This is a genomic window from Orrella sp. 11846 (assembly GCF_048820935.1).
Classification (GTDB): domain Bacteria; phylum Pseudomonadota; class Gammaproteobacteria; order Burkholderiales; family Burkholderiaceae_B; genus Algicoccus.
In genome coordinates, this window is sequence record NZ_JBMERD010000006.1 from 98,500 (window position 1) to 121,704 (window position 23,205).

21 protein-coding genes, 3 tRNA genes and 2 pseudogenes are annotated in these 23,205 nt (G+C 48.1%); 11 read left to right on the top strand and 15 right to left on the bottom strand.

Annotated features, from left to right (window positions below):
- Positions 1–114: 114 nt before the first annotated feature.
- Positions 115–777 carry a DUF2889 domain-containing protein gene (locus ACOI06_RS06635; RefSeq protein ID WP_420661756.1) on the top strand — a complete coding sequence of 221 codons (663 nt, stop codon included), beginning with the start codon at positions 115–117 and terminating at the stop codon, positions 775–777.
- On the opposite strand, the pseudogene ACOI06_RS06640 reads toward ACOI06_RS06635, so the two are convergent.
- Together ACOI06_RS06640 and ACOI06_RS06645 are read right to left on the bottom strand one after the other, a co-directional pair.
- Positions 778–2,394, bottom strand: a pseudogene (locus tag ACOI06_RS06640) (Na/Pi cotransporter family protein).
- A 168-nt stretch (positions 2,395–2,562) separates the two neighbouring features.
- Positions 2,563–2,856, bottom strand: coding sequence for an antibiotic biosynthesis monooxygenase family protein (locus ACOI06_RS06645; RefSeq protein ID WP_420661757.1), 294 nt, complete (start codon positions 2,854–2,856; stop codon positions 2,563–2,565).
- 211 nt (positions 2,857–3,067) lie between these two features.
- Here ACOI06_RS06645 and ACOI06_RS06650 point away from each other — a divergent pair, with 211 nt between their 5' ends.
- Positions 3,068–3,409: a DUF3024 domain-containing protein gene (locus tag ACOI06_RS06650; protein ID WP_420661758.1), complete on the top strand. Its 342-nt coding sequence runs from the start codon at positions 3,068–3,070 to the stop codon at positions 3,407–3,409.
- A 182-nt stretch (positions 3,410–3,591) separates the two neighbouring features.
- Here the strand turns inward: ACOI06_RS06650 and ACOI06_RS06655 are convergent, their stop codons facing one another.
- The 3 genes from ACOI06_RS06655 to ACOI06_RS06665 are packed head-to-tail and all read right to left on the bottom strand — an operon-like array spanning position 3,592 to position 6,617.
- Positions 3,592–4,764: a CaiB/BaiF CoA transferase family protein gene (locus ACOI06_RS06655; RefSeq protein ID WP_420661759.1), complete on the bottom strand. Its 1,173-nt coding sequence runs from the start codon at positions 4,762–4,764 to the stop codon at positions 3,592–3,594.
- A 3-nt stretch (positions 4,765–4,767) separates the two neighbouring features.
- Positions 4,768–5,748: a tripartite tricarboxylate transporter substrate binding protein gene (locus ACOI06_RS06660; RefSeq protein ID WP_420661760.1), complete on the bottom strand. Its 981-nt coding sequence runs from the start codon at positions 5,746–5,748 to the stop codon at positions 4,768–4,770.
- On the bottom strand, positions 5,745–6,617 hold the full coding sequence (locus tag ACOI06_RS06665; RefSeq protein WP_420661761.1) for an HpcH/HpaI aldolase/citrate lyase family protein: 873 nt from the start codon (positions 6,615–6,617) through the stop codon (positions 5,745–5,747). Before ACOI06_RS06665 ends, ACOI06_RS06660 begins: the two co-directional genes overlap by 4 nt.
- A gap of 115 nt (positions 6,618–6,732) precedes the next feature.
- Between ACOI06_RS06665 and ACOI06_RS06670 the strand changes: the two genes are divergently transcribed.
- On the top strand, positions 6,733–7,608 hold the full coding sequence (locus tag ACOI06_RS06670; protein ID WP_420661762.1) for a LysR family transcriptional regulator: 876 nt from the start codon (positions 6,733–6,735) through the stop codon (positions 7,606–7,608).
- Between the two features lie 135 nt (positions 7,609–7,743).
- Positions 7,744–9,765, top strand: coding sequence for an OPT family oligopeptide transporter (locus tag ACOI06_RS06675; RefSeq protein ID WP_420661763.1), 2,022 nt, complete (start codon positions 7,744–7,746; stop codon positions 9,763–9,765).
- Between the two features lie 141 nt (positions 9,766–9,906).
- Here the strand turns inward: ACOI06_RS06675 and ACOI06_RS06680 are convergent, their stop codons facing one another.
- Entirely contained in the window at positions 9,907–11,259 is a 1,353-nt protein-coding gene (locus ACOI06_RS06680; protein ID WP_420661764.1) for an IS200/IS605 family accessory protein TnpB-related protein, read from the bottom strand.
- 23 nt (positions 11,260–11,282) lie between these two features.
- Here ACOI06_RS06680 and tnpA point away from each other — a divergent pair, with 23 nt between their 5' ends.
- On the top strand, positions 11,283–11,720 hold the full coding sequence (gene tnpA, locus ACOI06_RS06685) for an IS200/IS605 family transposase (protein ID WP_420661766.1): 438 nt from the start codon (positions 11,283–11,285) through the stop codon (positions 11,718–11,720).
- A gap of 17 nt (positions 11,721–11,737) precedes the next feature.
- Positions 11,738–12,782, top strand: a pseudogene (locus ACOI06_RS06690) (alkene reductase).
- 156 nt (positions 12,783–12,938) lie between these two features.
- Here the strand turns inward: ACOI06_RS06690 and ACOI06_RS06695 are convergent.
- The 3 genes from ACOI06_RS06695 to ACOI06_RS06705 form a co-directional block, all read right to left on the bottom strand.
- Positions 12,939–13,015: transfer RNA gene (locus ACOI06_RS06695), tRNA-Asp, on the bottom strand.
- A 21-nt stretch (positions 13,016–13,036) separates the two neighbouring features.
- Positions 13,037–13,112: transfer RNA gene (locus ACOI06_RS06700), tRNA-Glu, on the bottom strand.
- A gap of 16 nt (positions 13,113–13,128) precedes the next feature.
- Positions 13,129–13,204: transfer RNA gene (locus ACOI06_RS06705), tRNA-Ala, on the bottom strand.
- A gap of 254 nt (positions 13,205–13,458) precedes the next feature.
- On the opposite strand from ACOI06_RS06705, the gene ACOI06_RS06710 reads away from it, so the two are divergent.
- Positions 13,459–13,890 (top strand): PaaI family thioesterase, encoded by a 432-nt coding sequence (locus tag ACOI06_RS06710; RefSeq protein WP_420661767.1) that lies wholly within the window; start codon positions 13,459–13,461, stop codon positions 13,888–13,890.
- A 1-nt stretch (position 13,891) separates the two neighbouring features.
- Here ACOI06_RS06710 and ACOI06_RS06715 read toward each other — a convergent pair whose 3' ends face one another.
- The 4 genes from ACOI06_RS06715 to ACOI06_RS06730 all read right to left on the bottom strand — a co-directional run bounded on the left by ACOI06_RS06715 (position 13,892) and on the right by ACOI06_RS06730 (position 17,298).
- The gene (locus ACOI06_RS06715; protein ID WP_420661768.1) at positions 13,892–14,818 is read right to left on the bottom strand and encodes a LysR family transcriptional regulator; all 927 of its coding nucleotides are present in this window, start codon (positions 14,816–14,818) and stop codon (positions 13,892–13,894) included.
- A 309-nt stretch (positions 14,819–15,127) separates the two neighbouring features.
- The gene (locus ACOI06_RS06720; protein ID WP_420661769.1) at positions 15,128–15,493 is read right to left on the bottom strand and encodes a DUF4870 family protein; all 366 of its coding nucleotides are present in this window, start codon (positions 15,491–15,493) and stop codon (positions 15,128–15,130) included.
- A complete protein-coding gene (locus ACOI06_RS06725; RefSeq protein WP_420661770.1) occupies positions 15,486–16,631 on the bottom strand; it encodes an MFS transporter in 1,146 nt (381 codons plus the stop codon). Before ACOI06_RS06725 ends, ACOI06_RS06720 begins: the two co-directional genes overlap by 8 nt.
- 163 nt (positions 16,632–16,794) lie before the next feature.
- Complete coding sequence (locus ACOI06_RS06730; protein ID WP_420661771.1) at positions 16,795–17,298, bottom strand: peroxiredoxin; 504 nt, start codon at positions 17,296–17,298, stop codon at positions 16,795–16,797.
- Positions 17,299–17,413: 115 nt separating this feature from the next.
- Between ACOI06_RS06730 and ACOI06_RS06735 the strand changes: the two genes are divergently transcribed.
- Positions 17,414–19,294 carry a SulP family inorganic anion transporter gene (locus ACOI06_RS06735; protein WP_420661772.1) on the top strand — a complete coding sequence of 627 codons (1,881 nt, stop codon included), beginning with the start codon at positions 17,414–17,416 and terminating at the stop codon, positions 19,292–19,294.
- Between the two features lie 120 nt (positions 19,295–19,414).
- On the opposite strand, the gene ACOI06_RS06740 is transcribed toward ACOI06_RS06735, so the two are convergent.
- Both ACOI06_RS06740 and ACOI06_RS06745 read right to left on the bottom strand, forming a co-directional pair.
- On the bottom strand, positions 19,415–19,876 hold the full coding sequence (locus ACOI06_RS06740) for a universal stress protein (RefSeq protein ID WP_420661773.1): 462 nt from the start codon (positions 19,874–19,876) through the stop codon (positions 19,415–19,417).
- Positions 19,877–20,023: 147 nt separating this feature from the next.
- Entirely contained in the window at positions 20,024–20,368 is a 345-nt protein-coding gene (locus ACOI06_RS06745) for a TIGR01244 family sulfur transferase (RefSeq protein ID WP_420661774.1), read from the bottom strand.
- A 61-nt stretch (positions 20,369–20,429) separates the two neighbouring features.
- Here ACOI06_RS06745 and ACOI06_RS06750 point away from each other — a divergent pair, with 61 nt between their 5' ends.
- From ACOI06_RS06750 to ACOI06_RS06760, 3 genes are all read left to right on the top strand, one after another.
- Positions 20,430–21,146, top strand: coding sequence for a 4'-phosphopantetheinyl transferase family protein (locus tag ACOI06_RS06750; protein WP_420661775.1), 717 nt, complete (start codon positions 20,430–20,432; stop codon positions 21,144–21,146).
- 100 nt (positions 21,147–21,246) lie between these two features.
- Entirely contained in the window at positions 21,247–21,858 is a 612-nt protein-coding gene (locus ACOI06_RS06755) for a glutathione S-transferase family protein (RefSeq protein WP_420661776.1), read from the top strand.
- Between the two features lie 8 nt (positions 21,859–21,866).
- Positions 21,867–23,105, top strand: a complete 1,239-nt coding sequence (locus tag ACOI06_RS06760; RefSeq protein WP_420661777.1) for an MFS transporter — start codon at positions 21,867–21,869, stop codon at positions 23,103–23,105.
- The last annotated feature ends 100 nt before the right edge of the window (positions 23,106–23,205 follow it).

Here is a 23,205-nt window from a genome sequence, read left to right on the forward strand (position 1 = left end):
TTGATTCCTTGACAGAATGCCCATTTTTCTGTGCGCTTCTCCCTTATGATGTGCAATCTTTCGAAGCAAAAAGTCTTTTTTGTCATTATGACCACACAACAGAAAACCGCTGACATGAGTCTGCAACACCGTGCGATCGAGCCATCCGAGGACGAAACCATCAGCTCAGCTGGATTAGAACTCGAACAAAAAATTAAACAGCAAATTGCTGAGAAAAACAAAACAAAAGCCGCTAGACGGCGAATGATGCATCGGCGCACACTGACACTACAATTTTACGAACTTGAAAATGGCCTTTTTGAGATCGAAGGTCGCTTGCGAGATATTAAAACCGATCCATTTAAACGAGTGCTTTACCAAGAACCGTGGCCACCGGGTGAACCAATTCATGATATCAAAGTTCATCTGATCGTCGATCGGGACATGCTTGTCCATGATCTCTGGGCAGATATGCAGGCCACACCTTTTAGATTATGTTTACAAGCACAAGCGACATTAACACCATTGATTGGTCGTCGAATAGCCAAAGGCTGGAACAAAGCAGTGCGAGACACACTAGGGGGTTCTCAATCCTGTACCCACATCATGGAGATGCTTGGCCCTATGGCAACCACGGCGTTTCAGGGACTGGCACCGCAACGCATGGAAGATATGAATCGACCTGAAAACGAGCATTTACGGGTGGGTAAAGTAGATAGCTGCTTTACTTACGGCGCTCAGCGAACTGTGGTGGCGCAGATCTGGCCACATTTGCACAAGCCAGAAAACGACAACTAATTAAATTGTCTCCTCGTCTTCAACTTGCAGCGCCTTTGTTGGCGCTGCATTGTTTTGCATGGCCATATTGAGCCAACGATGAGCTTTCGTCATTTGCTGAACCGCTCGTCTTTGCGCACTGATACGATGGAGCGCCTCCTCCATTTCAGTCACACTACACACACCACCGGCACCGGCTAACAATAAAGCTGATTTCAATTGCTGATAAGCCAAATCAAAACGCTGCACTTCTTCCGGATCACGCGTGCCTTCGATGTTCTGATCAATCAGACTTTCCAGACACCGCAAATAGCCCGGATAACTTCTTTGTAGCGCGTCAGACTCAAGCACATCAACAGGGAGTTGCAATGTTTCAAACACCAGCTCTAACACATTTTCTAAATAACGACGCACACGCAATAGCATGGCGATTCGTTCACTGGTTGCCTCATCCATCAGACCTCGACTCATTTCATCCACAAAGGTCTGGCTGGCTTTGAGCAACCCAAAAAGATCACGCCGACACTTACCCGGATCATGATCTTGACTCAATGTAGAACTCACATAAGTCCAGCCGATCGATACCATACGGGCAACTTCCTGACCCAACGCCACGGCAGCCAGCGCAGGCACGGGTAATGTCGTTTTATCCAAAAACAGTGGGCGAATTGACGCTTTTTTCTGATCCGGCTCAAACCAGTTTTTAAGTTGTCGACTTAGCCAATTGACCCATGGCCACATCACGGCCATCCCGCTGAGCTTAAAGACCGTATTAAAAATAGCCAACGTCATCGCCGGCGCTTCATCTAAAGAAAACAAATCAGTAATCGCACCAGTCAACCACATGAGAAGTGGCAACAACACAAACCCAATCACGGTCCCCACGACATGGAAAATCACATGTGCTAGCGCAACACGTTTCGCATTGGGCGTGCCGCCGATCATCGCCAAAACAGCTGTCACCGAAGAACCAAGGTTTGCACCAATGATCACCATCGCAGCAGCTTCAATGCCAATCATGCCTGCTTGGGCCGCTGTAATAGCCAGAGCAGTTGATGCACTTGACGACTGCATCAGCACAGTCATCAGAAAACCAATCATGAATTGCAAGACAATTGGCCACAAACCCGCGCCTTCAGGGATACGCCACTCAGTGGCTGAGTCGGTAAATCCCGCTTGCATCAACAAAATGCCGTAGATCAGTAAACCAAAGCCAGCAAGTGCTTCACCAAAATAGCCAGTCCGATGATCACGCTTTGCCACTTGCATGGCCACACCCACTGCAATCATGGGTAATGCCAAGACGGAAAAATCCAAATCAAGTCCGGCAACGGCCACAATCCAGCCGGTACTCATCGAACCAATGCTGGCACCAAACAAAATCCACAGGGCCCCGTTGAGTGCCAACAAGTTTGCATTCACGAAACCAATGGCAGCCACAGTAATGACGTTTGATGATTACACCAATGCGGTCACCAGTGCACCGGCTGATACCGCCCGCATTGGCGTATTGGTGGCCCCTGTGAGAATATTTTCGAGTGCGGGGCCAGCCGCCATGCGCAGCCCACCCGACAACATAGACATGCCCAGAATAAACATGCCTAAACCACCGAGGAGTTCCGTTAAATTAAAGTCCATCCACTCATCTCTTTACAATCTGCTCTGAACACCAAACGCAGAACATGCCTATTATGCGATGGATTTTCTAAAACAACGTATTTTGTCTGGAAAGCAAAACAGCCCGACACCAAAAAAGATGAACAGGCTGTTTTGTTGAACGAGAAGCACTGAAAAATATGACTGAGGTCAAGCGACTGTTTCGAAATGCTCAACGACGGGTGGCTCACTGAAATATGAACCCACAATGTCTCGCCACGCTTTAAATGCTTCAGACTCTCGAAAGTCCTTTGTATGATTTTCTAAAGTTTCCCATTCGATGATGAGTAGGTAGCGCCCGGGAGTTTCGATGCAACGTTTGATGGTGTGACGACGAAAACCCGTTGCGTTGGCGATGACCGTATTAACACCGCGCTGAATGGCCTCTTCAAAAGCGTCTTTCTGATCAGGAGAAATCCTGAAATCCGCAACTTCGTAAATCATGATGTGTGACTCCACAAATAATGACTGAGCACGTACCAATCGTGCGTAACAAATGATCCCCATGGTAGCGTATTTGTGTCGTCTAAGCAGATAGTTTTCTTTGTGATTTCAGAGCGCATACGCTGACTAAGTGGCTATCTGATACCGTATGATCTATAGACTCCGCTGGCCAGACAAAAGATAAACTTCGTACAAAACCAAAGGACTGACAATGGCGTTTAATGACATCGAACGCAAGCGTATTCAAATCGCACTGGATGCATGGGTTGAACAAAAACGCCCACCACCACAAGTCAGACATCAGGTAGATATCGGTTACACCATTGAAAAACAATCGATCATCATTCATGAGGATCGGGTCAACATGCACAACAAATGGTTTGTTTTGCCGGTTGCGAAACTGACTTTCATCAAAGTGCATAGAGTTTGGCGAATTTTCTGGATGCGTGGGGATTTGAAATGGCATTCCTACCAAGCGACCCCTGAAGTCGATACTCTAGAGCAAGCACTTGACTGTATTAGTCAAGATACATACGGTTGTTTTTGGGGATAAAATCTGCGCTGACCACTCCGCAGTAGGGACATGCCCAGAATATTCGTTTCCGTTATGTGGCGTATTCTTTAAAACGACCTATTTTGCTTGAAAAGCAAAACAGCCCGACACCTAAAAAGATGAGCAGGCTGTTGTGTTGGACTCACTCGATAAAAAATCAACTCACAATTTGGATAAAAAAACTACTCAGACGTAGGTTTCTCTCGTTGACGATCCAATGTTTCCCGTAACGTCTCCCCATGCTGATCCAGCATCGGTGCAGCAAATGCAGGTGAGCAAGGCGTTCTGGAGAACTGATACGGTTTTTGCAGGGCACGAAATGTCCCAGCAGCGGGATGTTCAAATGTTTGAATGAAATCTTGCGAAAGAACTTGAGGAAAATCGAACATATCTTCCACGGTCCGTACAGCCGAGCAAGGTACTTCTTCACCAAAAAGTTCTTCCCACTCAAGTGCAGACTTCTGACTCAATGCTTGTCGCAAGGCGGGCACAATCAAATCCTTATTCTGCGCCCGTAAACGCACTGTCTCAAATCGTGGATCATCCGCAAAATGTGTTAACCCAGTTTTTTGACAAAGCGCTTGCCAGAAGTGTGGCGTGTTTGCTGAAATATAAATATGACCTTCCCGAGTCGGATGAATACCCGTAATCCCACCCGATCGCATATCTCGACCCACTTCACGGGGCTCAGAATCTGCCCAAACCAGACGTGTCGATTGCATTGCCAATGCTGCGGACATCAAAGAAATATCCACAGCTTGGCCCAATCCACTTTTTTCACGTTCGTACAAAGCAGAACTCACCGCGCCAGCCAGCATCGAAGCGGCATAAAAATCCACCACCGATCCATAGAGAATTTCTGGCGGACCATCAGGCTTAGCCTGCATCGCGCTCATGCCGGTCATCGATTGCAAGACTTGATCGTAACCCGCCTTGTCTTTCAGGGGACCCGTACGACCATAACCACTTAAAGAGCAATAAATCAATCGAGAATTCATTGCCTGTAAGATGTCATAATCGATCTGAAGACGTTTGGGCACACTCGGACGAAAGTTATGGACTAAGACATCCGCTTGTCGAACCAATGTATACAGACGCTCCAGATCTTGCGGCTTTTTAAGATCCAGAACCAAACCTAATTTACTGCGGTTCACACCGAGAAAAGCCCGACTTTCTGACGCTAGCGTCGAAGGGTAATTTCTCAGATTGTCACCACTAGGCGATTCGATCTTGATCACCTGCGCGCCTTGATCGGCGAGCAGGGAACAAGCATAAGGCCCAGCAATATAGGCACTGAGATCCAGAACCTTGACGCCACTTAAGGGTCCCTGACGCGATTGAGCCTGACTCATCATGGATTAATTCACCGTAATATTTTGACGCTTGGCCAAATCAGTCCATCGATTGATGTCGTCGCCAATTCGTTTTTTGAAATCAGCAGCTGACAAATCCGTCGTTGCTTGTGCGCCATCAGCTAAAAATGTTTCCTGCATTTTAGGATCATTCAACACTTTATTAATCTGCGCATTCAAAAAGTTCACCAATGGCTCAGGCGTATCTGCGGGTGCAAAAATACCCCACCACAAATCAAACTCATAGCCAGGCGCCACGGATGACATAGGGACCAAACCCGGTGCAATCGGACTTTCGTTCAAAGAAGTCACACCCAAAGCCCGCAACTTATCGCCACGAATACTAGGTAACAAAGATGGACCACTTGCCATGAGTAAATCAGTCTGACCACCAATCAAATCGGTTGTGGCTTGCGACATGCCTTTATACGGCACATGAACGATGTCAAGATCGGCCATCATCTTAAACGACTCAGTCGCAAACTGGTTGCTACTACCGATACCCGAAGATGCGTAGTTGTATTTACCGGGATTGGCTTTCACCATCGCAACCAGCTCTTCGACTGTTTTAGCTGGAAAGTCGTTATTCACGGCCACAATGAAAGGCCCTTTTGCCACCATCGCAACTGGCGCCAAATCCTTTAAAGGCTTAAAGTCATCACGCGGACGAACGGCCTCATTGGTGGTCATACTGGATGAAACCAACAATAAGGTGTACCCATCTGGCTGTGAGCGGGCAACGTACATGGAACCGGTTACGCCACTGGCACCAGGGCGGTTATCCACGACGACTGGCTCACCCAATTCTTTGGTGAGCCCACTAGCCACCAGACGTGCAAACCGGTCATTTGATCCACCCGCAGAATATGGCACCACAAGCGTGACTGGTTTATCCGGATATTGGCCTAATTTTTCTGCCTGAACAACCGAGGTATTGCCCAGCATCATTATGGCTGACAACATAGAGAATACGAATGTTTTTTTCATGATTGAATAAGTCCGTATTGACTGGCCGAAGCCAGGATCTTTCGTGCGCGATCAACAAATGGCGCGTCGATCATTCGCCCTTCCACCATATAAGCACCAACCGAGTTTTGCTCTGCCATTTCATCGGCTGACACCACCTTTTGAGCAAATGCAATCTCTTCGTCCGTTGGACGAAACACCGCATTTACAGTCTCCACCTGAGAGGGATGAATACAACTTTTTCCTTGATAACCCAGACTTTTTGCGAACATCGCTTCTTGTTCAAATCCTTCGCGATCGGCAATATTGGCAAAAGCACCGTCATAGGCCTCAATACCTGCTTCATGCGCCGCCATCGCGATTTGGAACAAAGCTTGTTGCACAGCTACTTTTTGTTTTCGATCGATGCCAAAAGGCTCAAACAAGTCCCCTAAACCGACTTGTAAGCCCATCACTCTTGGATCGGCTGCTGCTAGTTCGTGAGCAACCCGCAACGCCAAAGGCGTTTCGATATTAATGAGTAAACGCACTGATCCTTGCGGTAAATTCTTTGTCGCTTCGATCGCTGAGATTTTGTTTGATACGTCGATAATTTCTTGAACTGTTTGCGCTTTGGGCAGATTGATGACATCCACCCCTTGACAGACCATGGCTTGCAAATCCGCCTCAAAATGTGACGTATCCATTGGATTAATCCGAACAATCACGCTTTTTGAGGTCAGATTAACCGCCTCGCTCGATAAGAACTCGACCAGATTCGCGCGTGCTTGTTCTTTGCGCTCTTCACGTACAGCGTCTTCTAAATCAAAGGACAGCCCATCGGCGCCACCAGCTAAAGCTTTTACGAACAACTCTGGGCGAGACCCTGGCACAAACAGTTTGCTTCTCATATGGCGTATTCCTGATTCGATTTAAATCATTCTGATTCAGCACACACAAGAAATAAACTATCTTTTGGCAGCTTCATTTGATAGTATTTCTATCATCTGAATTTAAAAATTCGCCATGGATACCAATTTTTTACATAATTTTCTTTTAATCGTGGAATGCGGTTCCATGTCCGAAGCGGCGAGACGGCTTGATATCACGCCTGCTGCAATTGCACAGCAAGTGCGATCACTTGAGCGAACCTTTGGCACCAGTCTGCTCCAAAGAGCTGGCCGAACCGTAAAACCCACACCTGCTGGGCAACGCTTATTCGAACAAGCTAAACCTTTAATTCAATCAATCGAAGCCCTTAAACAAACGATTAACCTGGACCCATTCCAAGGTGATTTACGATTGGGTGCTATTAACACTGCTTTGCACAGTTTCCTGCCACATACGCTCAAAGCATTTAATACAGCCCACCCCGGCATCCACATTTCGATCTTATCTGGCCATACCCCAGAACTCATTACGCAACTTGAAAGAAATGAAATTGATGCCGCTGTCTGCATTCATCCAAGCTTTACCTTCACAAAAGCCTGGCGCTGGGATCGTTTACGGATCGAACCACTCACTTTACTAGCACCGATTGAGGCACCAATCGTCACCCCCAAAAAACTCTTTGAACGTTACCCCCTAATTCGCTACGACCGACGTTTAGCCGGCGGTAAACAAGCTGAACAATATATTCGTCAGCACATCACAACTCAGCCCACTGAATTGGTCGAACTTAGCTCAATTCTTGCGATTGGTCTCATGGTCGAGGCCGGATTGGGCGTATCTGTCATTCCAGACATTGACTCCAAATTGCTCAATCATTTAAATGTTCAAAAAGTCAGTTTGATTGATCAGTCACAACTTCGAGAAATCGGTCTTTTGTCGCATCAACACTCACTTAAAAAACCACTATTAGACGAGTTGCTTCGGTGCTATCACAGCACACAGGCGTCATAAGACAGGCAACAAGGTATCCACAAGCCACTAGACGATTTTCAGCAGGCTTTGGACCAAAGCTTTAAGATAGGCGCAGTCTTTTCATAGGTTTTTGACAAACCTCCAGATCTTAGCCAACCATACGGAGAACGCATCGTGCCAAGCACATATGAATTAACGTTACGCGGAATTGTGCTGGGTGCGCTCATCACACTGATTTTTACCGCTTCTAACGTCTACCTCGGTCTGAAGGTGGGCATGACCTTTGCGTCTTCAATTCCCGCAGCCGTCATCTCCATGGCATTGTTAGGCTTCTTTAAAAACAGCAACATTCTGGAAAACAACATTGTCCAAACGCAAGCATCGGCTGCCGGCACGCTTTCTGCCGTCATTTTTGTGTTGCCCGCTTTGCTCATGATGGGTTATTGGCAAAACTTCCCGTTGTTTCAAACAACCATGATTTGTTTGTGCGGTGGGATATTAGGCGTTATTTTTACCATTCCATTGCGCCGTACGCTCGTCGTCAAAAGTGATCTACCCTATCCTGAAGGTGTTGCCGCGGCTGAAATTCTCAAAGCCGGCCATGAAGAAGTCCCTCGCGATAAAACCGCCCGACAATCCAGAAGTGTCCATGACATCTTGTCAGGCGCCGTTTGGGCAGGCTTTTTTAGCTTACTCACCAGTGGCTTACGTGTTGCCTCTGACAGCTATAGCACGTGGATTCACGCAGGTCGTGTTGTCTTTCAGCTCCCACTCGGTTTGTCGTTTGCATTAGTCGGTGCCGGTTATCTCGTGGGGATTGGTGCAGGGATTGCGCTCCTAACCGGTGTCATTCTGTCTTGGGGCATTGCCGTTCCTTGGCTCATGTTACTGACATCTGAAACACAAAACCTCGACACAATTGCACTGGCTCAACAGCTTTGGGTTGAAAAAGTCCGTCTGATTGGTGCTGGCATGATTGCCATTGCAGCCATCTGGACACTGATCACATTGATGAAACCCATGATCGAAGGTTTGCGGATTTCTTTCTCCGCCTTCAAACAAACGACATTTCAGACTGAAGAGAATCGTCTAGACACTGACCTATCGCCTAAAACACTACTGATCATCACAACCATTACTGTCGTTTTACTAGCGGGTACTTTTTATACATTTGTCGATGAATCCAATCTGTCATCCTTTATCGCTTGGACGCTTGTGCTCACAGGAACGTTCTTAAGTGTCATCATCGGTTTCTTAGTGGCTGCTGCCTGCGGATACATGGCTGGACTTGTTGGTTCATCCGCCAGTCCCATTTCCGGGATTGCTGTCATCGCCATTTTGGTGAGTTCGCTTACCTATCTAGGCATTGGACAACTGCATCAAATCCTAGATGATCCGCAAACTATCCATTTCTTAACCGCCCTTGCGCTATTTTGCACAGCGGTGGTCATTGCTGTCGCAGCCATTTCAAATGACAACCTTCAAGACTTAAAAACGGGTTTGCTCGTGCACGCTACACCATGGCGACAACAGGTTGCCCTTTTGATCGGGTGTGCCGTCGGTGCAGTCGCCATACCACCGATTCTAAACACGCTCTATGATGCCTATGGATTCATTGGCAACCTTCCTCGTGAAGGCATGGATCCCACACAGGCTTTAGCGGCACCTCAGGCATCTCTCATGATCACAATTGCAGATGGCCTTTTCAATCGCACGATTGACTGGACCTACATTTTGATTGGGATTGCAGTCGGGATTGGGGCGATCAGCATCGACATTCTCCTGCGTCGAAACACACGATTCAAATTGCCACCACTGGCAATTGCTCTGGGACTGTACCTTCCGCCAGATGTTGCCACAGCCATGTTCATGGGTTCCCTCGTGTCCTGGTGGACGATTACACAAACCCAGCATCATTGCCAGAAAAATGGCCTGGATGAACATTCGACACTAGGCGAACTTGGAAAAATTGAACGCAAAGGAACCCTATTTGCTTCAGGCCTCATTGTGGGCGAAAGTCTAGTCGGTGTTGTGCTCGCAATGATTATTGTGGCTTCGGTGACAACAGGTGGCAGCGATGCACCTCTATCTATCGTTAGTAAGGGATTTGAGTCGACTGCGAACATCATCGGACTTGTGGCTTTTATCGGTATGCTCATCCTATTTGCTCGCCGCTTATTAAAAACGATTCGATAACTTTCATATCACGATCAACGCAACAATACGATCCTACTACCAATGGCAATCATCTTGTTTGCAATTTCACAAGGAAATTAACGTGCAACAAATTTTTGAACCCATTACGCTGGCCGGTCATAATGTGAATACACCCTCTCATCATGCTGCGCATGATAAGGGGCTTCTCGCTCCGCGATGACCTTTGGAGTCATTCCAAAGGGTTGAGAGCGTGACCGGTATTCTCGGTTTGCCGGCAGAGCTTTTGTCTGCTGGCAACTGCCCATCCTTTCGGTGGGTCAGCTTGAGTTTCCATGCCCAGTAACGGGCACCAATGTTGTAGCTGGCATTCAGGTCGGCGTTGTATTGCTTGCCACTGGCGAACGTGGCCAGTTCGTGCTGCTTTGGATTGCGCTTAACGCGGCCAGAGCCGTCAAAGGCCCATGAGGATGTGCCACGGGCATACACGTAAACCACCTTGCCGCCCACCTCGGTGAACTTTTGCTCGATGAGCGTGGCAAGCCGGCGATGAGTCCATGCGTGAAAGCGCTGTTTCATGCTTGAGCGTTTAGCCCCAGCCTTTGGTCGCCATCCTTTGAGGTTTTCCAAAACAATGACGTCCGCGCCCTGTTCAAGGGCGAAGTCCACCAGCTGTCTGGAAACAGTTTGAGCAATATGCTCGTTGTAATGCCGCACCTTGCGGTACAGGGTGCTACAAAAGCCTTGCGAGAGCTTGGCTGTTTTGCGTGCCTTTGTCCGAATCAGGGTGCAGCACTTGTCGCGACGGTCTATGTCCGCTGCCGGATGAAAAAACCTCCGTGCAGCGACAGTGCCGTTTTTGGAAACGATGCTGGCAACGGCCAGCGTGTTGATGCCGACATCCACGGAACAGACATGCTCACTGGAAGGGCGTGAAACCTTCTTGATGCTGAATGGTACCGACAGATGGCAGTGTTTGCCGACGATCAGGCTGGGCGATTGCATGGTGTTTTGAAGGTGGCGTTGACGCACCTTCTTGATTCCCATCTCATGCCACAACCATTCTTTACCATCCCACAGCTTCAGGTATGCGCGAGTGTAGTCCTCGTTAAACTTGAACAGCTGCCCACGGTACATGGCCGGATAACAGCCGGAGTCTGCATTGAAGACGGGTGGCTTGGCGGTTCGGCTTTTGCGCTCGCCTCGTTGCCAGGCTGCGTAGCGCGTCAGATAGGACGAAACCTGCCCCTTGGCGAACTCGATCACAGCGCGGCGCAAATACGATGGGAACTTGTAGAAGCGCTTTTGGAAATAGGTGTGTCGAGTTTTAGGATTTTTCGCAGTAGGGTGAATCAGGCGCTCAGTTGCTGCGCAAAAGATATCTGCCTGGCAAAGCGCCGGCCAATTATTCAGGATGATAATAGACACGGCACGACAAAACGCCCTGTACTCGTGGAGAGTCAGGCGCATCAGCTCTTTTTGCTGAGCGGTGGCTTGCAGTGGCCACTTGTCAGTGCGTATCATTGCCTTATTCATGATTGATATTTTGGATGATCAATATGAATAACGCAACACTAAAAACCAGCAGTCATAGTGCATACAGGCTTTATTACCATTTGGTTCTGTCAATGAAGTACAGGCATAAATGTCTGTCGGCACCCATGCTAAACAGGCTTGATAGCCTGATGCGTGACCTGCTAATCAAATGGCGCTGCGAAATGGTGGAGTTTGGCGGTGAGGCAGATCATGTTCACCTGCTGTTTGAAGCACCGCCGACAGTCAAACCGTCCGACCTGGTGCGCAACCTGAAATCCGTATCAGCCCGGCACATGCGTAAAGAGTTCGCAGCGGAGTTGGCCCCATTTTACTGGAAGCCGTACTTCTGGAACAGTGCTTACGCCCTGATCAGTGTTGGCAGCCGGGCAAATATCGAAACCTTGCTGCGTTACATCGAGAATCAGGATGATCCACGCAAAATGGTTAAGCCGCTTGACTAGCGCACGATGCTGCGCATATGGGCGTAGGATGCGCGGCTGGTTTGCTCAAAAACCGTCTAGTCATGGCGCCCTTAACCCGCTCACGTGCGCAACCAGACGGAGTTCCCGGCGAACTAGCTGCCCAATACTATGCACAACGTAGCGGACTTGGTCTGATCATTGCCGAGGCCACCCAGCCCTCTGTTGTCGGCCAAGGCTATCTTCTAACACTCGGTCTCTATACGCCCGAGCACATTGCCGGCTGGCGCAAAATCACCGATGCAGTGCACGATGGCGGCAGTCGCATTTTTATTCAACTGTTACACGTGGGTCGGGTTTCCCATCCAGACAATCGATCAGACGGTGGTCAAGCACTGGCTCCCTCAGCAATACAACATGGTTCGACTATTTTTACACCGACAGGTATGCAGGATGTGCCAATGCCACGTGAAATGACTGCTGAAGACATCCACCAGACTTTGGCCGATTTTGTCCACGGCGCACGTTGTGCCATTGAAGCTGGCGCAGACGGGGTAGAAATACATGCTGCCAATGCCTACCTAATTCACCAGTTCATGGCCCCTAGCGCTAACCAACGCAACGATGAATATGGCGGATCCCTAGAAAACCGCGCGCGGTTTGCCATCGAGGCAGCCAAAGCCATTGCTAACGCATTGGTCCTGAGCGAACCGCTATCCGCCTTTCACCAGGCATGAATCTATGGGGTATCGATGAAGGAGAAGATGCCGCAGACCTATACCGCTATCTAGTCGGCGAACTCGATAAACTGCAACTCGGCTACCTGCACATCACGCAATACGGCTTAGGTGAGCAATTACTACACGATATACGCAAGCTATGGCGCGGTACGCTGGTCTTGAATCGGCCCGGTCGTGCGCGAGAAGACATTGTGGTGCAGACATCGCAAGTGGGCTGGCAGATCTTGAGTCCTACGGGCAGATGGTTCTGGCTAACCCCGATTTTGTCGAACGTCTAAAGCAAAATGCGCCCATGAATGAAGCCGATCCAGCAACCTTCTTTGTTGGTGGTGAAAAAGGCTATACCGATTATCCGAGTCTATAACAGTCAGGCTTTATCTAACTAAATGAGCCATGCTTAGCTTTCTTAATCGAGCGTGATGAATGGTCATCCCCCTTAATCGGGAAGAGTCAGATGCCCAAACTGGACGCATCATAAAAAAATCCCACTGACTGTTAAATCAGTGGGATTTTTTTTAGTTGGCGGAGCGGACGGGACTCGAACCCGCGACCCCCGGCGTGACAGGCCGGTATTCTAACCAACTGAACTACCGCTCCTAAACGGTACTACAGCATTCTTGGCGTCCCCTAGGGGATTCGAACCCCTGTACCCACCGTGAAAGGGTGGTGTCCTAGGCCTCTAGACGAAGGGGACCCGGACTTCGCATTCTTGGTGGAGGTAAGCGGGATCGAACCGCTGACCTCTTGCATGCCATGCAAGCGCTCTCCCAGCTGAGCTATACCCCCACATGTAGCAAGATCTAGCTCCTGCTGATGTTAACGCAACTTCGAAGCTTTTGTAAACTGCCCGTATTTGTTTCGAACTGTCTACTTTTGTTCCGTTGTTTCGTGAACATGTGTGTTCCTGCGAAAACAGAATTATGCACCATCTAAAAAATAAATGCAAATCCACTCGTTTCGTAATGCCAAAAGACATGTTGTTTTATTGCAATCTCCAAGGCAATATGTAGAACTTTGATTCTTTATTAGGCATACGTCACATGACTACACAGCAGATGTCTGAGCAAATGATTCGTGAACAAGGATGGACACCCGTCACACATAACATGGGGCCTTTCATGGACCTTCTGAGTCCCATCTGGTCCAAAGGTGGAGGCGCTGACAAAGAGTATGGTGTTTTAATTACAGAAAAACACTTAAATATCAACGGTGTCGCCCACGGCGGACTTCTCATGTCGTTGGTCGATCAAATCATTAGCCTTGTCATCAACGACCACTACGGACCTACCAACATGTCCACAATTGACATGAGTACACACTTCATCAGCCCTGCGGCTCACAATGACTGGGTCATCGCATCGGTTCAAATTAAACAGCGCACACGCCGTATGGTGTTTGCAACAACACAACTCACTGTTGGTGAACGTGTTGTTTTATCTGGACAAGCCATCATGCGACTTAAAACCTCATAAGTCACAGCTGCTCACTGTCTCGCCAGCAACCATTTTCAGACAATGTGTGAACTAAGTTCACACACAACTGCCAGACTGAGCTGGCTGCCGTTGACAGCGGCAAATGCGCTGATCGACATAAAACCACATCTCGGTAGAGCGCAGGCGAATCAACCGTGGTGACACTGAGCAAACCCTGATCAATCTCAGGCTGCAAAGGCATCACTGGCAAAAGTGTATGCCCTAACCCGGCCAGTAGAGAGGTCCGCAAGATACTAATCGAGCTGATGTCAGCAACCACATTCGGTGCGGCATAACCTTGCTCTTGGGCTAATTGTTCGATAATGGGACGTACGCCATGCGGGTTTGACGGCAAAATCAATGGCATGGTCAGTGCCTCATGCAGGCTCATGGCTTTTCGCTCGGGCTGTTGCGCCGCTGTGCTAATGAGTGACAGACGTTCACGCAATATCGGTTGCACTAAGAAATCATCTTGTAAGCCATCATCAAACAACACAGCCATGTGAATCTGCCCACTACGCAATTGTCGACTGAGGTTACCAGTCAGTTCTTCCGTTAGCTCTAGATGAATCTTTGGAAATTTCGTGCGCACTTCTTGCAACAATGGCAACGCGAGCGCATTTGAGACACTGTGCGCTAAACCAAAGGTCACGACCCCTTCCGGTGTCTGACTGAGCGTACGGATGGTCTGCGTCGCATCTTCAACTTGACGAAGAATCGCTTGTGCATGCGTCAGAAACACCTCACCAGCCTCTGTAAGCTCAACGCCCTGACGACTTCTAAAGAACAACGGAGTTTGCAAATAATCCTCTAGCTGGGCGATCTGATAGCTCAACGCAGATTGAGCAACATAAACCTGCTGGGCAGCCTTTAAGAAGCTGCCCTGGCGTGCAATCGCCACAAAATACATTAATTGTTTAAGCGTCATATCAGACTCAACGGATTGAATGACACTCTATTATCTGGTTTTTAGATAACAAGATCAATAAACAATTCTTTTCAGATACAAAGAATTCATGTCAAATAGAACCTAACAAAGACAGGCAGCGCCCCCAGATTACCGTCCGGGTGTTTTTAAAGAAACATTGAAAGATGTTTAAGTCGGTACAAAAAATCCGACACACTTCAAGAATTCGCACTGCCTGCAAAAGCACTTTTAACCAGAAAGTGAACATGTATCAGCGGCAACCAGAAGTCCGCTCACATCGATTGCCAATGGGTGACACCGGTTCACACATCAGTCAACCGGTTTTCCCTCAGTCAAACGCAACCAGCCTTTGACAACTCGGTAAATGCACCACACCGCAGTAGCTAACATCACAGGCATACCGACAACAAACCAAACCAGTACAAAACCAATGGCATAGCCAATCAAGCCATACCAAAAAGTTCGGATTTGCCAGTCAAAATGACTCTCCAGCCAAGTACCAGCCACGGCATCTCGTTTCAGATAATTAAGCACGATCGCCACGATCGGCGTGAGCATCACAAAACAACCAAGTCCATATAGTAAGTAATTGATTTGTGTCAGATTAATTTCAGACGATAAGGATCGTTCTGAACTGAGGAGTTCAGATGAGTTGTGGATTTCAAGATCAGACATGTGTTTTGTTTTTTCCTAAGAAACGAACTGAAAGAAGCAAAAGCAAACTACAGGTCGTCATAAACACATACAACATGTCAGAATTCACAGCACGCATCACACCACCGGCTACCAAAGGCCCCACACAGGCCCCTGCCCCAAACGAAATCAACATCACCGCAGCTAAGCTCACACGGCGTTCAGGCGCTACCATATCATTCGCAAAAGACATCGCCAATGCGTAGAGTGTGAATTGTGTCACACCACTAATAGCCGAAACGACTAGCAATACCCACAACGGCAATTCAAACCAACCCCATAACAAGAGGGTGACGCCTAATAACACTGCACTATTTGTTTTAATGAGTTTGGTCCGAGACATCCGATCTGAAAGCCACCCCATGGGCCACTGCGCAAGCAACCCAGCGATCACTGCCACCGTCATAAAGGCAGCAACATCCGTGGTGTCAAACGACATGCTCACAATGTAGACCGGTGCCAACGAATAAAACGACGCAGTAATCGCGCCCGCCAAAAACATCGTTGCCATCGCTGAAGGGACTTTTTTTGCGAAAAAACGGATATCCAGTGGTGCTGGCAACTGAGGCGCCGGATGCAAACGCACGGTCCACACAATCGGAATCAAGCCCACAACATGACAGATCGCGACCAACGTCAACGGTCTCAAATCAAGCGTAGGATACAGCGTAATCGCCATCTGACCGATCGCTGTTCCAATTCCAGACATCACCAAATAAATGGCGAATATACTGCCGCGATGTTCGTTTTCAATTTGCTCATTGAGCCAGCTCTCAATCACAATGAGCTGAACGGCCATGGCTGCACCCGCCACAAACCGAAACACAATCCAAGCGTAAAGATCTTCAACAAGCGTCTGCAATAATACGGTGACCGTCACCGCCGCTGCGCCTGCTGCAAAAGCACGCACATGACCAACGCGCACGATCATCGTATGCCCGAGTCGTCCACCAAGAACCAGACCCAGGTAGTAAAAAGAAATAATTGCCCCAATCCAAACCTGACTAACCCCGTCTTGCGTCAGCTTCAGACCCACATACACGTTAAAAAGGCCAATGCCCAAAAGCATGACCAGTGTCGATAAAAACAACGAGGAAAAGGAGGCAACAGCTGCGAACATGGGCAAAGTCCGACTCAATAGGAACGGTCTGCGTAGAAAACTCCACACAGACCTGAAACATCACGGATTGTACCAAGCAGCAGTTAAAAAAACCTGTTTTAGGCCTGTTTTAAACCTGCAATAAAACTTAGATCAGTCATTAATCAACCAATCTTTAACTGTCTTACAACGCGGCCAGAATAGACTGTGCTGAACTGACATCAAATGCACCTGGTGCCTCGATGGCCAAATGTGTCACCACGCCATCATCTGCAATCAAGGCATAACGCTGTGAACGCACACCCATGCCACGCTGCGTCAAATCCAACGACAAGCCTAAATCTTGAGTCCAGAGTGCAGAACCATCGGCCATCATACGAACCTCTTCACCAACCTTTTGATCACGCCCCCAAGCCGACATCACAAAAGCGTCATTGACTGAAACGCACCAGATTTCGTCAACGCCTTTGGCTTTAATCTGTTCAGCCAACTCGACAAATCCAGGCAAATGTTTTTCTGAGCATGTGGGCGTAAAAGCACCTGGCACAGCAAAAACCACAATCTTTTTGCCTTTAGAAATCTCTTCAACCTCAAACGCATTGGGTCCGATTGCGCAGCTATCACTCTCAACCTCTACGTATTGCGTCAAAGTCCCTTTCGGTAAGCGATCACCAGTCTTAATGGTCATAATTTTTCCTCAAATATCGTTTCAAACAGATGAATAGGCGTGCAAGTCACTAACTCGTTGCACTATGATAGGTAAGACACGTTGTCAACGAAGATTCAAACGCCCCTGACTGTTCATGATAAAGCAAAGACTCACGCACGGCCTCATTACGATTTTTGGAGAATGGGTAGTTGACGTCAACACCAGAACATTGCGTTCTGATGCCACGGCAGGTTTGCTTGGGGCAGTACTGGTTCTACCTCAAGCCATTGCGTTTGCCATGTTGGCGGGCTTACCACCACAATACGGGCTTTACACCGCCATCATTCCCTGCATTATTGCTGCACTTTTTGGGTCGAGCCGGCATGTCATGTCCGGCCCTACGAATGCCAACTCACTGGCACTCTTTGCGATGCTCACGCCAATCGCTATCGCAGGTTCTCCACACTACATTCAACTTGCGCTCATCGTCACAATTCTGGTCGGTTTAATTCAAGCTGGCATCAGTATTTTAAAAATGGGCACCCTGGCGAACTTTATTTCGCCTGCGGTTCTCAAAGGATTTACCAGTGGCGCGGCTATTTTGATTGCATTGCATGCAATTGGCGGGAGCACTGGACTCACCGATACTTCTGTGCACGGCGCAATCGCCACCTTTACACATTACATTGGCCACTGGGATCAGATTCAGTTCGGAACGCTCACTGTCGCTCTGTGCACAGGCATTGCAGCTTTACTTGTCAAACAACGACTCAGTCGACGCTGGCCTTTTATGTTGATTGGCTTAGCAGCTGGTGCAATCCTTGGGGCACTTTTGAATCTTTTGCCTGAAGGTTCATTATTCACAGGCATTCAACAAGTCGGTCGAATCCCATCACCTTGGCCTTCTTTTGAAATTCCCTCATTAGATTGGGGACAACTACCCGACTTAATCAGTATCGCCATCGCACTCAGTATTGTGTCATTGGGACAATCAATTTCGATCGCAAAGTCATTGGGCGTACGGTCAGGTCAATTAATCGATCCGAACCGTGAGTTTTTAGGGCAAGGGCTCTCCAATATTGTGGGTGGATTCTTTTCGAGCTACGTGTCTTGTGGTTCCTTTAACCGATCTTTACCCAATCTCGAAGCGGGGGCAAAAACCCCACTGTCCAGCGTTTTTTCAGCCTTATTGCTGATTGTCCTCATCCTACTCTTTCATCGTTTACTGGCTTATCTGCCTGTTGCTGGTATTTCTGCTCTACTCGTCTTGGTCGCTTGGTCTTTAATTGAATTTCCACAATGGCGACTCCTATGGCAGCAACAGCGTTCAGAATTTCTCATTGCAGCCGCTACCGCCAGCGCAACAGTGCTGTTGCGGATGGAAATGGCCATTTTCATGGGCGCGTTGTTATCCTTGATGCTCTATCTGAACCGCACTTCCAAGCCTGCTGTGCGCTTGATGGGCTTTTTAGATAAATCACCCAACCGCCATATGGAAGACATCACCAGTCTTAAACCTGCCGATCAGGCAATGATGACATGTCCTCAACTCGATATGATCCGCATGGAAGGCGATGTGTATTTTGGTGCGACGGCCCATGTGTTTAGCAAACTGAGCGAACTGCGACAAAGCCCTCATGCCCCCAAAAACCTCTTGGTGATGTCGCGTAGTATGAACTTCGTCGATTTATCAGGCGCACGTATGTGGGAACAAGAGCGTCAGGCTCGTAAGAAAATGGGCGGCGATCTTTACTTTCATCGCCCAAGAAATGATGTGCTGAAAATGTGGCAAAGAACTAAGTTCATTCGCCACCTCGGTGATCAACATATTTTCATCACCAAAGAAGCGGCCATTTCACATATCTTCAAGCAACTCGATCGCGAAATCTGCCTGACTTGCAAATCCAGAATCTTTAGAGAATGCGCTCAAATTCCGGGTCCTTTTGAGCCTGGCGAGGTTCCAGAAAACATTCACAAAGCCGGTGCATTACTGACGCCGGGTGCGGTTAAAAAAGTTATTCAAAAACCGGATTGATATCAAATAGAAACCGAACACATAAGCAAAAACCCGTGAACTCGAAAGATCACGGGTTTTTGAAAAAAATCAGCTCAACTCATCATATCCAGAATCACAAGGTTTTCTGGATATAACTGTTTAACTATCTTCTTTAACGCGATACACCAACACAGGTCCTGGGGACAGTGACAACACTTTCGCAGTCACACTTCCGAGCAACAAACGGGACAGACCGCTACGACCATGGCTACCGATAAAGATCAGATCGCAACCATGCTCTTTGTAAGCATCAATAATGCCATCGGCCACGTTAAAGTTGGTCAACGCTTCGCTTGTGGCTTTCACACCCGCTGTTTCTGCACGGTCCAACACGGATTGCAGATACTGGCGCGCCTGATCGGCAGTCGCTTTCTCATAATCCTCATCACTGATCGCATAAGCGGCAGCCATGCCATCAAAGCCGACGGTTGCGGCAAACGGTTGACCCACGAACAACGCGACAACTTCGGCGCCGAGGGATTTTGCAAAAATGACACCCGCATTAGCGGCTTGGACGGACAGTTTCGAACCATCCGTTGGAATCAAAATCTTCTTAAACATAAGTCTACTCCTTTCGTAGTATTGTGATTGTTCGCTTTCGATCCATCTCGCTGCGCGACTTAACTAACATCTAACATGCTAGCCGAACTCAGCTATCAGAGTCACCCTTTTAATCGCCAGAGATCAAATCTAAACTTGTAAAAATTATTAAACCTGACCTGTCGCTGCGCGAAACAAGACCGTGCAACGCGTACCCGAGCGACAAAACGCCAGAATGGGTGTTGGTAATGTTTCTAACAGCTCACCAAAGCGCTGCACATCAGCTGCAGTCAAGGAGCCGCTAACAACGGGCTGATAAACAATTTCTAAGCCAGCTTCTTGTGCGGCTTGCATCAAGTCGGCCGAAGTGGGCTGATGAGGCCCTTCTTCAAAATCTGGTCGATTGATAATAACGCTTTTATAACCTGCAGCGGCAACAGCAGCCATATGCTCAGGCGTCAGTTGCGGCGCAACTGAAAGATTTTCGTGCAAACGCTGGACAGGCAATGCCATTCAGACCCTCCGAACCTTAAAACTTTGTATATTAGCTAATTATTATAAATGTCTGAGCGCCGTGATTGTTATAGGGTATACGCGTCCTTCCGAAGTTAATCAACAGAATCCACATGAACACGACCGTTTACTTCGCTATCTGGATCGTGAAGAACGTGTGCGCTGGGAAAGTTTATCGAATGAACTGCTGCGTCATCGGTATTTAATCAGCCATTCGTTGATACGAACGACACTCACGCATTACGCGCAACAACACCTAAATTTAGTGATTGACCCGCAATCGATCCAACTAGCCAAACAACCCAAAGGCAAGCCCATCATTGCCGCCCCAGCGGCTCTCCAATCTGTCTCATTCAGTTTGACTCATACCCATGATCTAGCTGCCGTCGCGGTTAGCGCATCAGGTCCTGTAGGACTGGATGCAGAATGGCTACACCGTCAAGGACCTTCGATCGCAGTCGCCAAACGATTCTTTACGCTTCAGGAATATGAAGATATTCGTTCAGCACCCCAAGCGCAACAACATCAGCGATTATTAACCTACTGGACGCTTAAAGAAGCCTATGTCAAAGCCGTGGGCACTGGTATCAGTTCCAGTTTCAAGAAATTCCGTTTAATCCTGAATGGATCTGAAGCACCAAGGCTTGAATATACTGAAAACACACTGTCTAGTGACGAGAGCTGGCATTTCCACAGTTTCACCCTTGCCAATGAGTATTTGGTTGCACTCGCTTGCCACACCTGTGAAGTCCCTCACATCATCAACCTGCGTCCCTGAACTACGATTCTAAGAGGAGAAAAAGATTCATCGTGATCTCTTGACCCATAAGGTTCTCCATGTTCTGATGCACCACTACTTAATTGATTTCGAGGTTTCTATGATTCTCATCGGCCGTTACCTGTCACCATTTGTTCGCCGTGTTGGCACAAGTTTGCGTTGGGTCGAACTGAATTACGAGCATCGCTCTTTATCACCCTCCCGTGATACAAGCGCAATCCTCAAAATCAATCCGATGGGCAAAGTCCCCATTCTTATTCTGGATGATGGTGAGCAACTGATTGAAAGCAGTGCGATTCTCGATACCGTCCTTGCAACCGTTCCCGGTCAGACTCTATTGCCTGGCACAGGCGCTGCACGCAAACGAATTCTGCAACACACCAGCATCGTGACCAGTGCCTTAGATAAAGCCATCATCGGCATGTATGAAAAAACACGCCGCCCTGAAGAGATGATTTATCAGCCTTATCTTGACGAAGTACTCGGACAGGCTTGCGCAGGCTTTGACCAGATCAACAACTTAATTGCTGACTCTAAGCTTGGTGGCATCACAAGTCCCACACTCGCAGATTTAACCGCAAGCGTTGGCTACACATTCATGCACTTGGTGTTACCTGACTTGGTCAACACAGAAACACACCCAGCTTTAGCGGCTTTGGCGGCTGAGTTTGAAAAAACTCAGGCATTTCTTGATTGCCCGATTAAAGGTTAAAGATTTCCATGGAGAAGGCACCGGTCTTTTACGGATGGCGCATCGTTCAGGCCAGTGTCGTCATTGCATTTGTTTCTTGGTCATTTGCACTCTATGGGCCTAGTGTCTATCTCAACGCATTGAGCCAAACCCATGGCTGGAGCATGGGTGAAATCTCCTTAGCACTCACTATGTCCTTTCTGGCGAATGCTTTTTCCATTGGCTTTGTGGGCTCAATGGTGGGTCGGTATGGATCGCGCATCTTGATGGCGGTCGGCGCAGTGCTGATGGCAACAGGTTTAATCCTAATCGGTCAGATCACCGCTGTCTGGCAAGCTTTTATCGTTTTTCCAATCATGGGCATCGGTTGGTCCTGTTTGTCCACGATCGCCATCACATCCACAATTGCACCTTGGTTTGAACGACATCAAGGCAAAGCCTTGTCAACCGCTCTACTTGGCGCAAGTTTAGGCGGTATGTTCGGGGTGCCGATATCGTTATTTTTTGTGACAAATCTCGGCCTTGCTTGGGCGATGCTTGTGATTGGATCACTTGTCCTCTTAATCATCGTGCCACTGTCCTTGCTGGTTCTCAGAAGGCGGCCTCAAGACATCGGCCTACTGCCCGATGGGCTTGCCCCAGTCACAAGTACGAGCAGCACACCTATCAAAACCAAAACCTGGGGACGCAAAGAAGCCTTAAAAACCTATGCCCTCCGTTCTGTCATCATCGCCTTCGGTTTGGGACTGATGGTTCAAGTGGGTTTCCTAAGCCAGCAAGTCAAACTTCTACAAAACTACACCAGTGCCACTGGTATCTCACTGACCGTTCTGGCTTCTGGAACACTCGCTTTTTTGGGTCGTATCATCCTGGCACGTCATGCTGACCGTATCAACATTCGTCATGCAGCAGGTCTAGTTCTAGGCTCTTCTGCCTTCGGCATGCTTGTCATGGCTTTTTCCAATTCAGGTGCGACTGTCATTCTTGGTTTATTGATTTTTGGATTTAACGTCGGCAATCTGACCACCTTACCTGCACTGATTGTCAGACGTGAATTTGGCGCAGCTTCATTTGGGCGAGTTTTTGGTTTTAGTGGCTCATTGATGCAATTTGTCACCGCACTTGGACCCGCTTTTTTTGGAATTTTGCGAGATATCGCGGGTAACTATACGCTTTCATTACTGATTGCGGCAAGCTTGCTCTTAACCAGTACTTTATTTGTCATGCATGGACAATGGCGTGCACCTTTCAGGCTTGAACGAGATTAAAACAAAGACTGTTCTTACAATTTCTAAAGACACACTAAATCATGTGATTTTTTAAGTATGCTTGATACAAAGCTTATTCATAAATCACTCAACTTATAGA

Bases quoted from the DNA above. Each gene is read 5' to 3' on its own strand.
- ACOI06_RS06755 (WP_420661776.1), top strand. From the start codon at position 21,247: ATGATTCTCATCGGCCGTTACCTGTCACCATTTGTTCGCCGTGTTGGC.
- ACOI06_RS06665 (WP_420661761.1), bottom strand. From the start codon at position 6,617: ATGAGAAGCAAACTGTTTGTGCCAGGGTCTCGCCCAGAGTTGTTCGTA.
- ACOI06_RS06730 (WP_420661771.1), bottom strand. From the start codon at position 17,298: ATGACCATTAAGACTGGTGATCGCTTACCGAAAGGGACTTTGACGCAA.
- ACOI06_RS06670 (WP_420661762.1), top strand. From the start codon at position 6,733: ATGGATACCAATTTTTTACATAATTTTCTTTTAATCGTGGAATGCGGT.
- ACOI06_RS06645 (WP_420661757.1), bottom strand. From the start codon at position 2,856: ATGATTTACGAAGTTGCGGATTTCAGGATTTCTCCTGATCAGAAAGAC.
- ACOI06_RS06725 (WP_420661770.1), bottom strand. From the start codon at position 16,631: ATGTTCGCAGCTGTTGCCTCCTTTTCCTCGTTGTTTTTATCGACACTG.
- ACOI06_RS06715 (WP_420661768.1), bottom strand. From the start codon at position 14,818: ATGACGCTTAAACAATTAATGTATTTTGTGGCGATTGCACGCCAGGGC.
- ACOI06_RS06655 (WP_420661759.1), bottom strand. From the start codon at position 4,764: ATGATGAGTCAGGCTCAATCGCGTCAGGGACCCTTAAGTGGCGTCAAG.
- ACOI06_RS06735 (WP_420661772.1), top strand. From the start codon at position 17,414: ATGATAAAGCAAAGACTCACGCACGGCCTCATTACGATTTTTGGAGAA.
- ACOI06_RS06760 (WP_420661777.1), top strand. From the start codon at position 21,867: ATGGAGAAGGCACCGGTCTTTTACGGATGGCGCATCGTTCAGGCCAGT.
- ACOI06_RS06660 (WP_420661760.1), bottom strand. From the start codon at position 5,748: ATGAAAAAAACATTCGTATTCTCTATGTTGTCAGCCATAATGATGCTG.
- ACOI06_RS06680 (WP_420661764.1), bottom strand. From the start codon at position 11,259: ATGAATAAGGCAATGATACGCACTGACAAGTGGCCACTGCAAGCCACC.
- ACOI06_RS06635 (WP_420661756.1), top strand. From the start codon at position 115: ATGAGTCTGCAACACCGTGCGATCGAGCCATCCGAGGACGAAACCATC.
- ACOI06_RS06745 (WP_420661774.1), bottom strand. From the start codon at position 20,368: ATGGCATTGCCTGTCCAGCGTTTGCACGAAAATCTTTCAGTTGCGCCG.
- ACOI06_RS06740 (WP_420661773.1), bottom strand. From the start codon at position 19,876: ATGTTTAAGAAGATTTTGATTCCAACGGATGGTTCGAAACTGTCCGTC.
- ACOI06_RS06650 (WP_420661758.1), top strand. From the start codon at position 3,068: ATGGCGTTTAATGACATCGAACGCAAGCGTATTCAAATCGCACTGGAT.
- ACOI06_RS06720 (WP_420661769.1), bottom strand. From the start codon at position 15,493: ATGTCTGATCTTGAAATCCACAACTCATCTGAACTCCTCAGTTCAGAA.
- tnpA (WP_420661766.1), top strand. From the start codon at position 11,283: ATGAATAACGCAACACTAAAAACCAGCAGTCATAGTGCATACAGGCTT.
- ACOI06_RS06710 (WP_420661767.1), top strand. From the start codon at position 13,459: ATGACTACACAGCAGATGTCTGAGCAAATGATTCGTGAACAAGGATGG.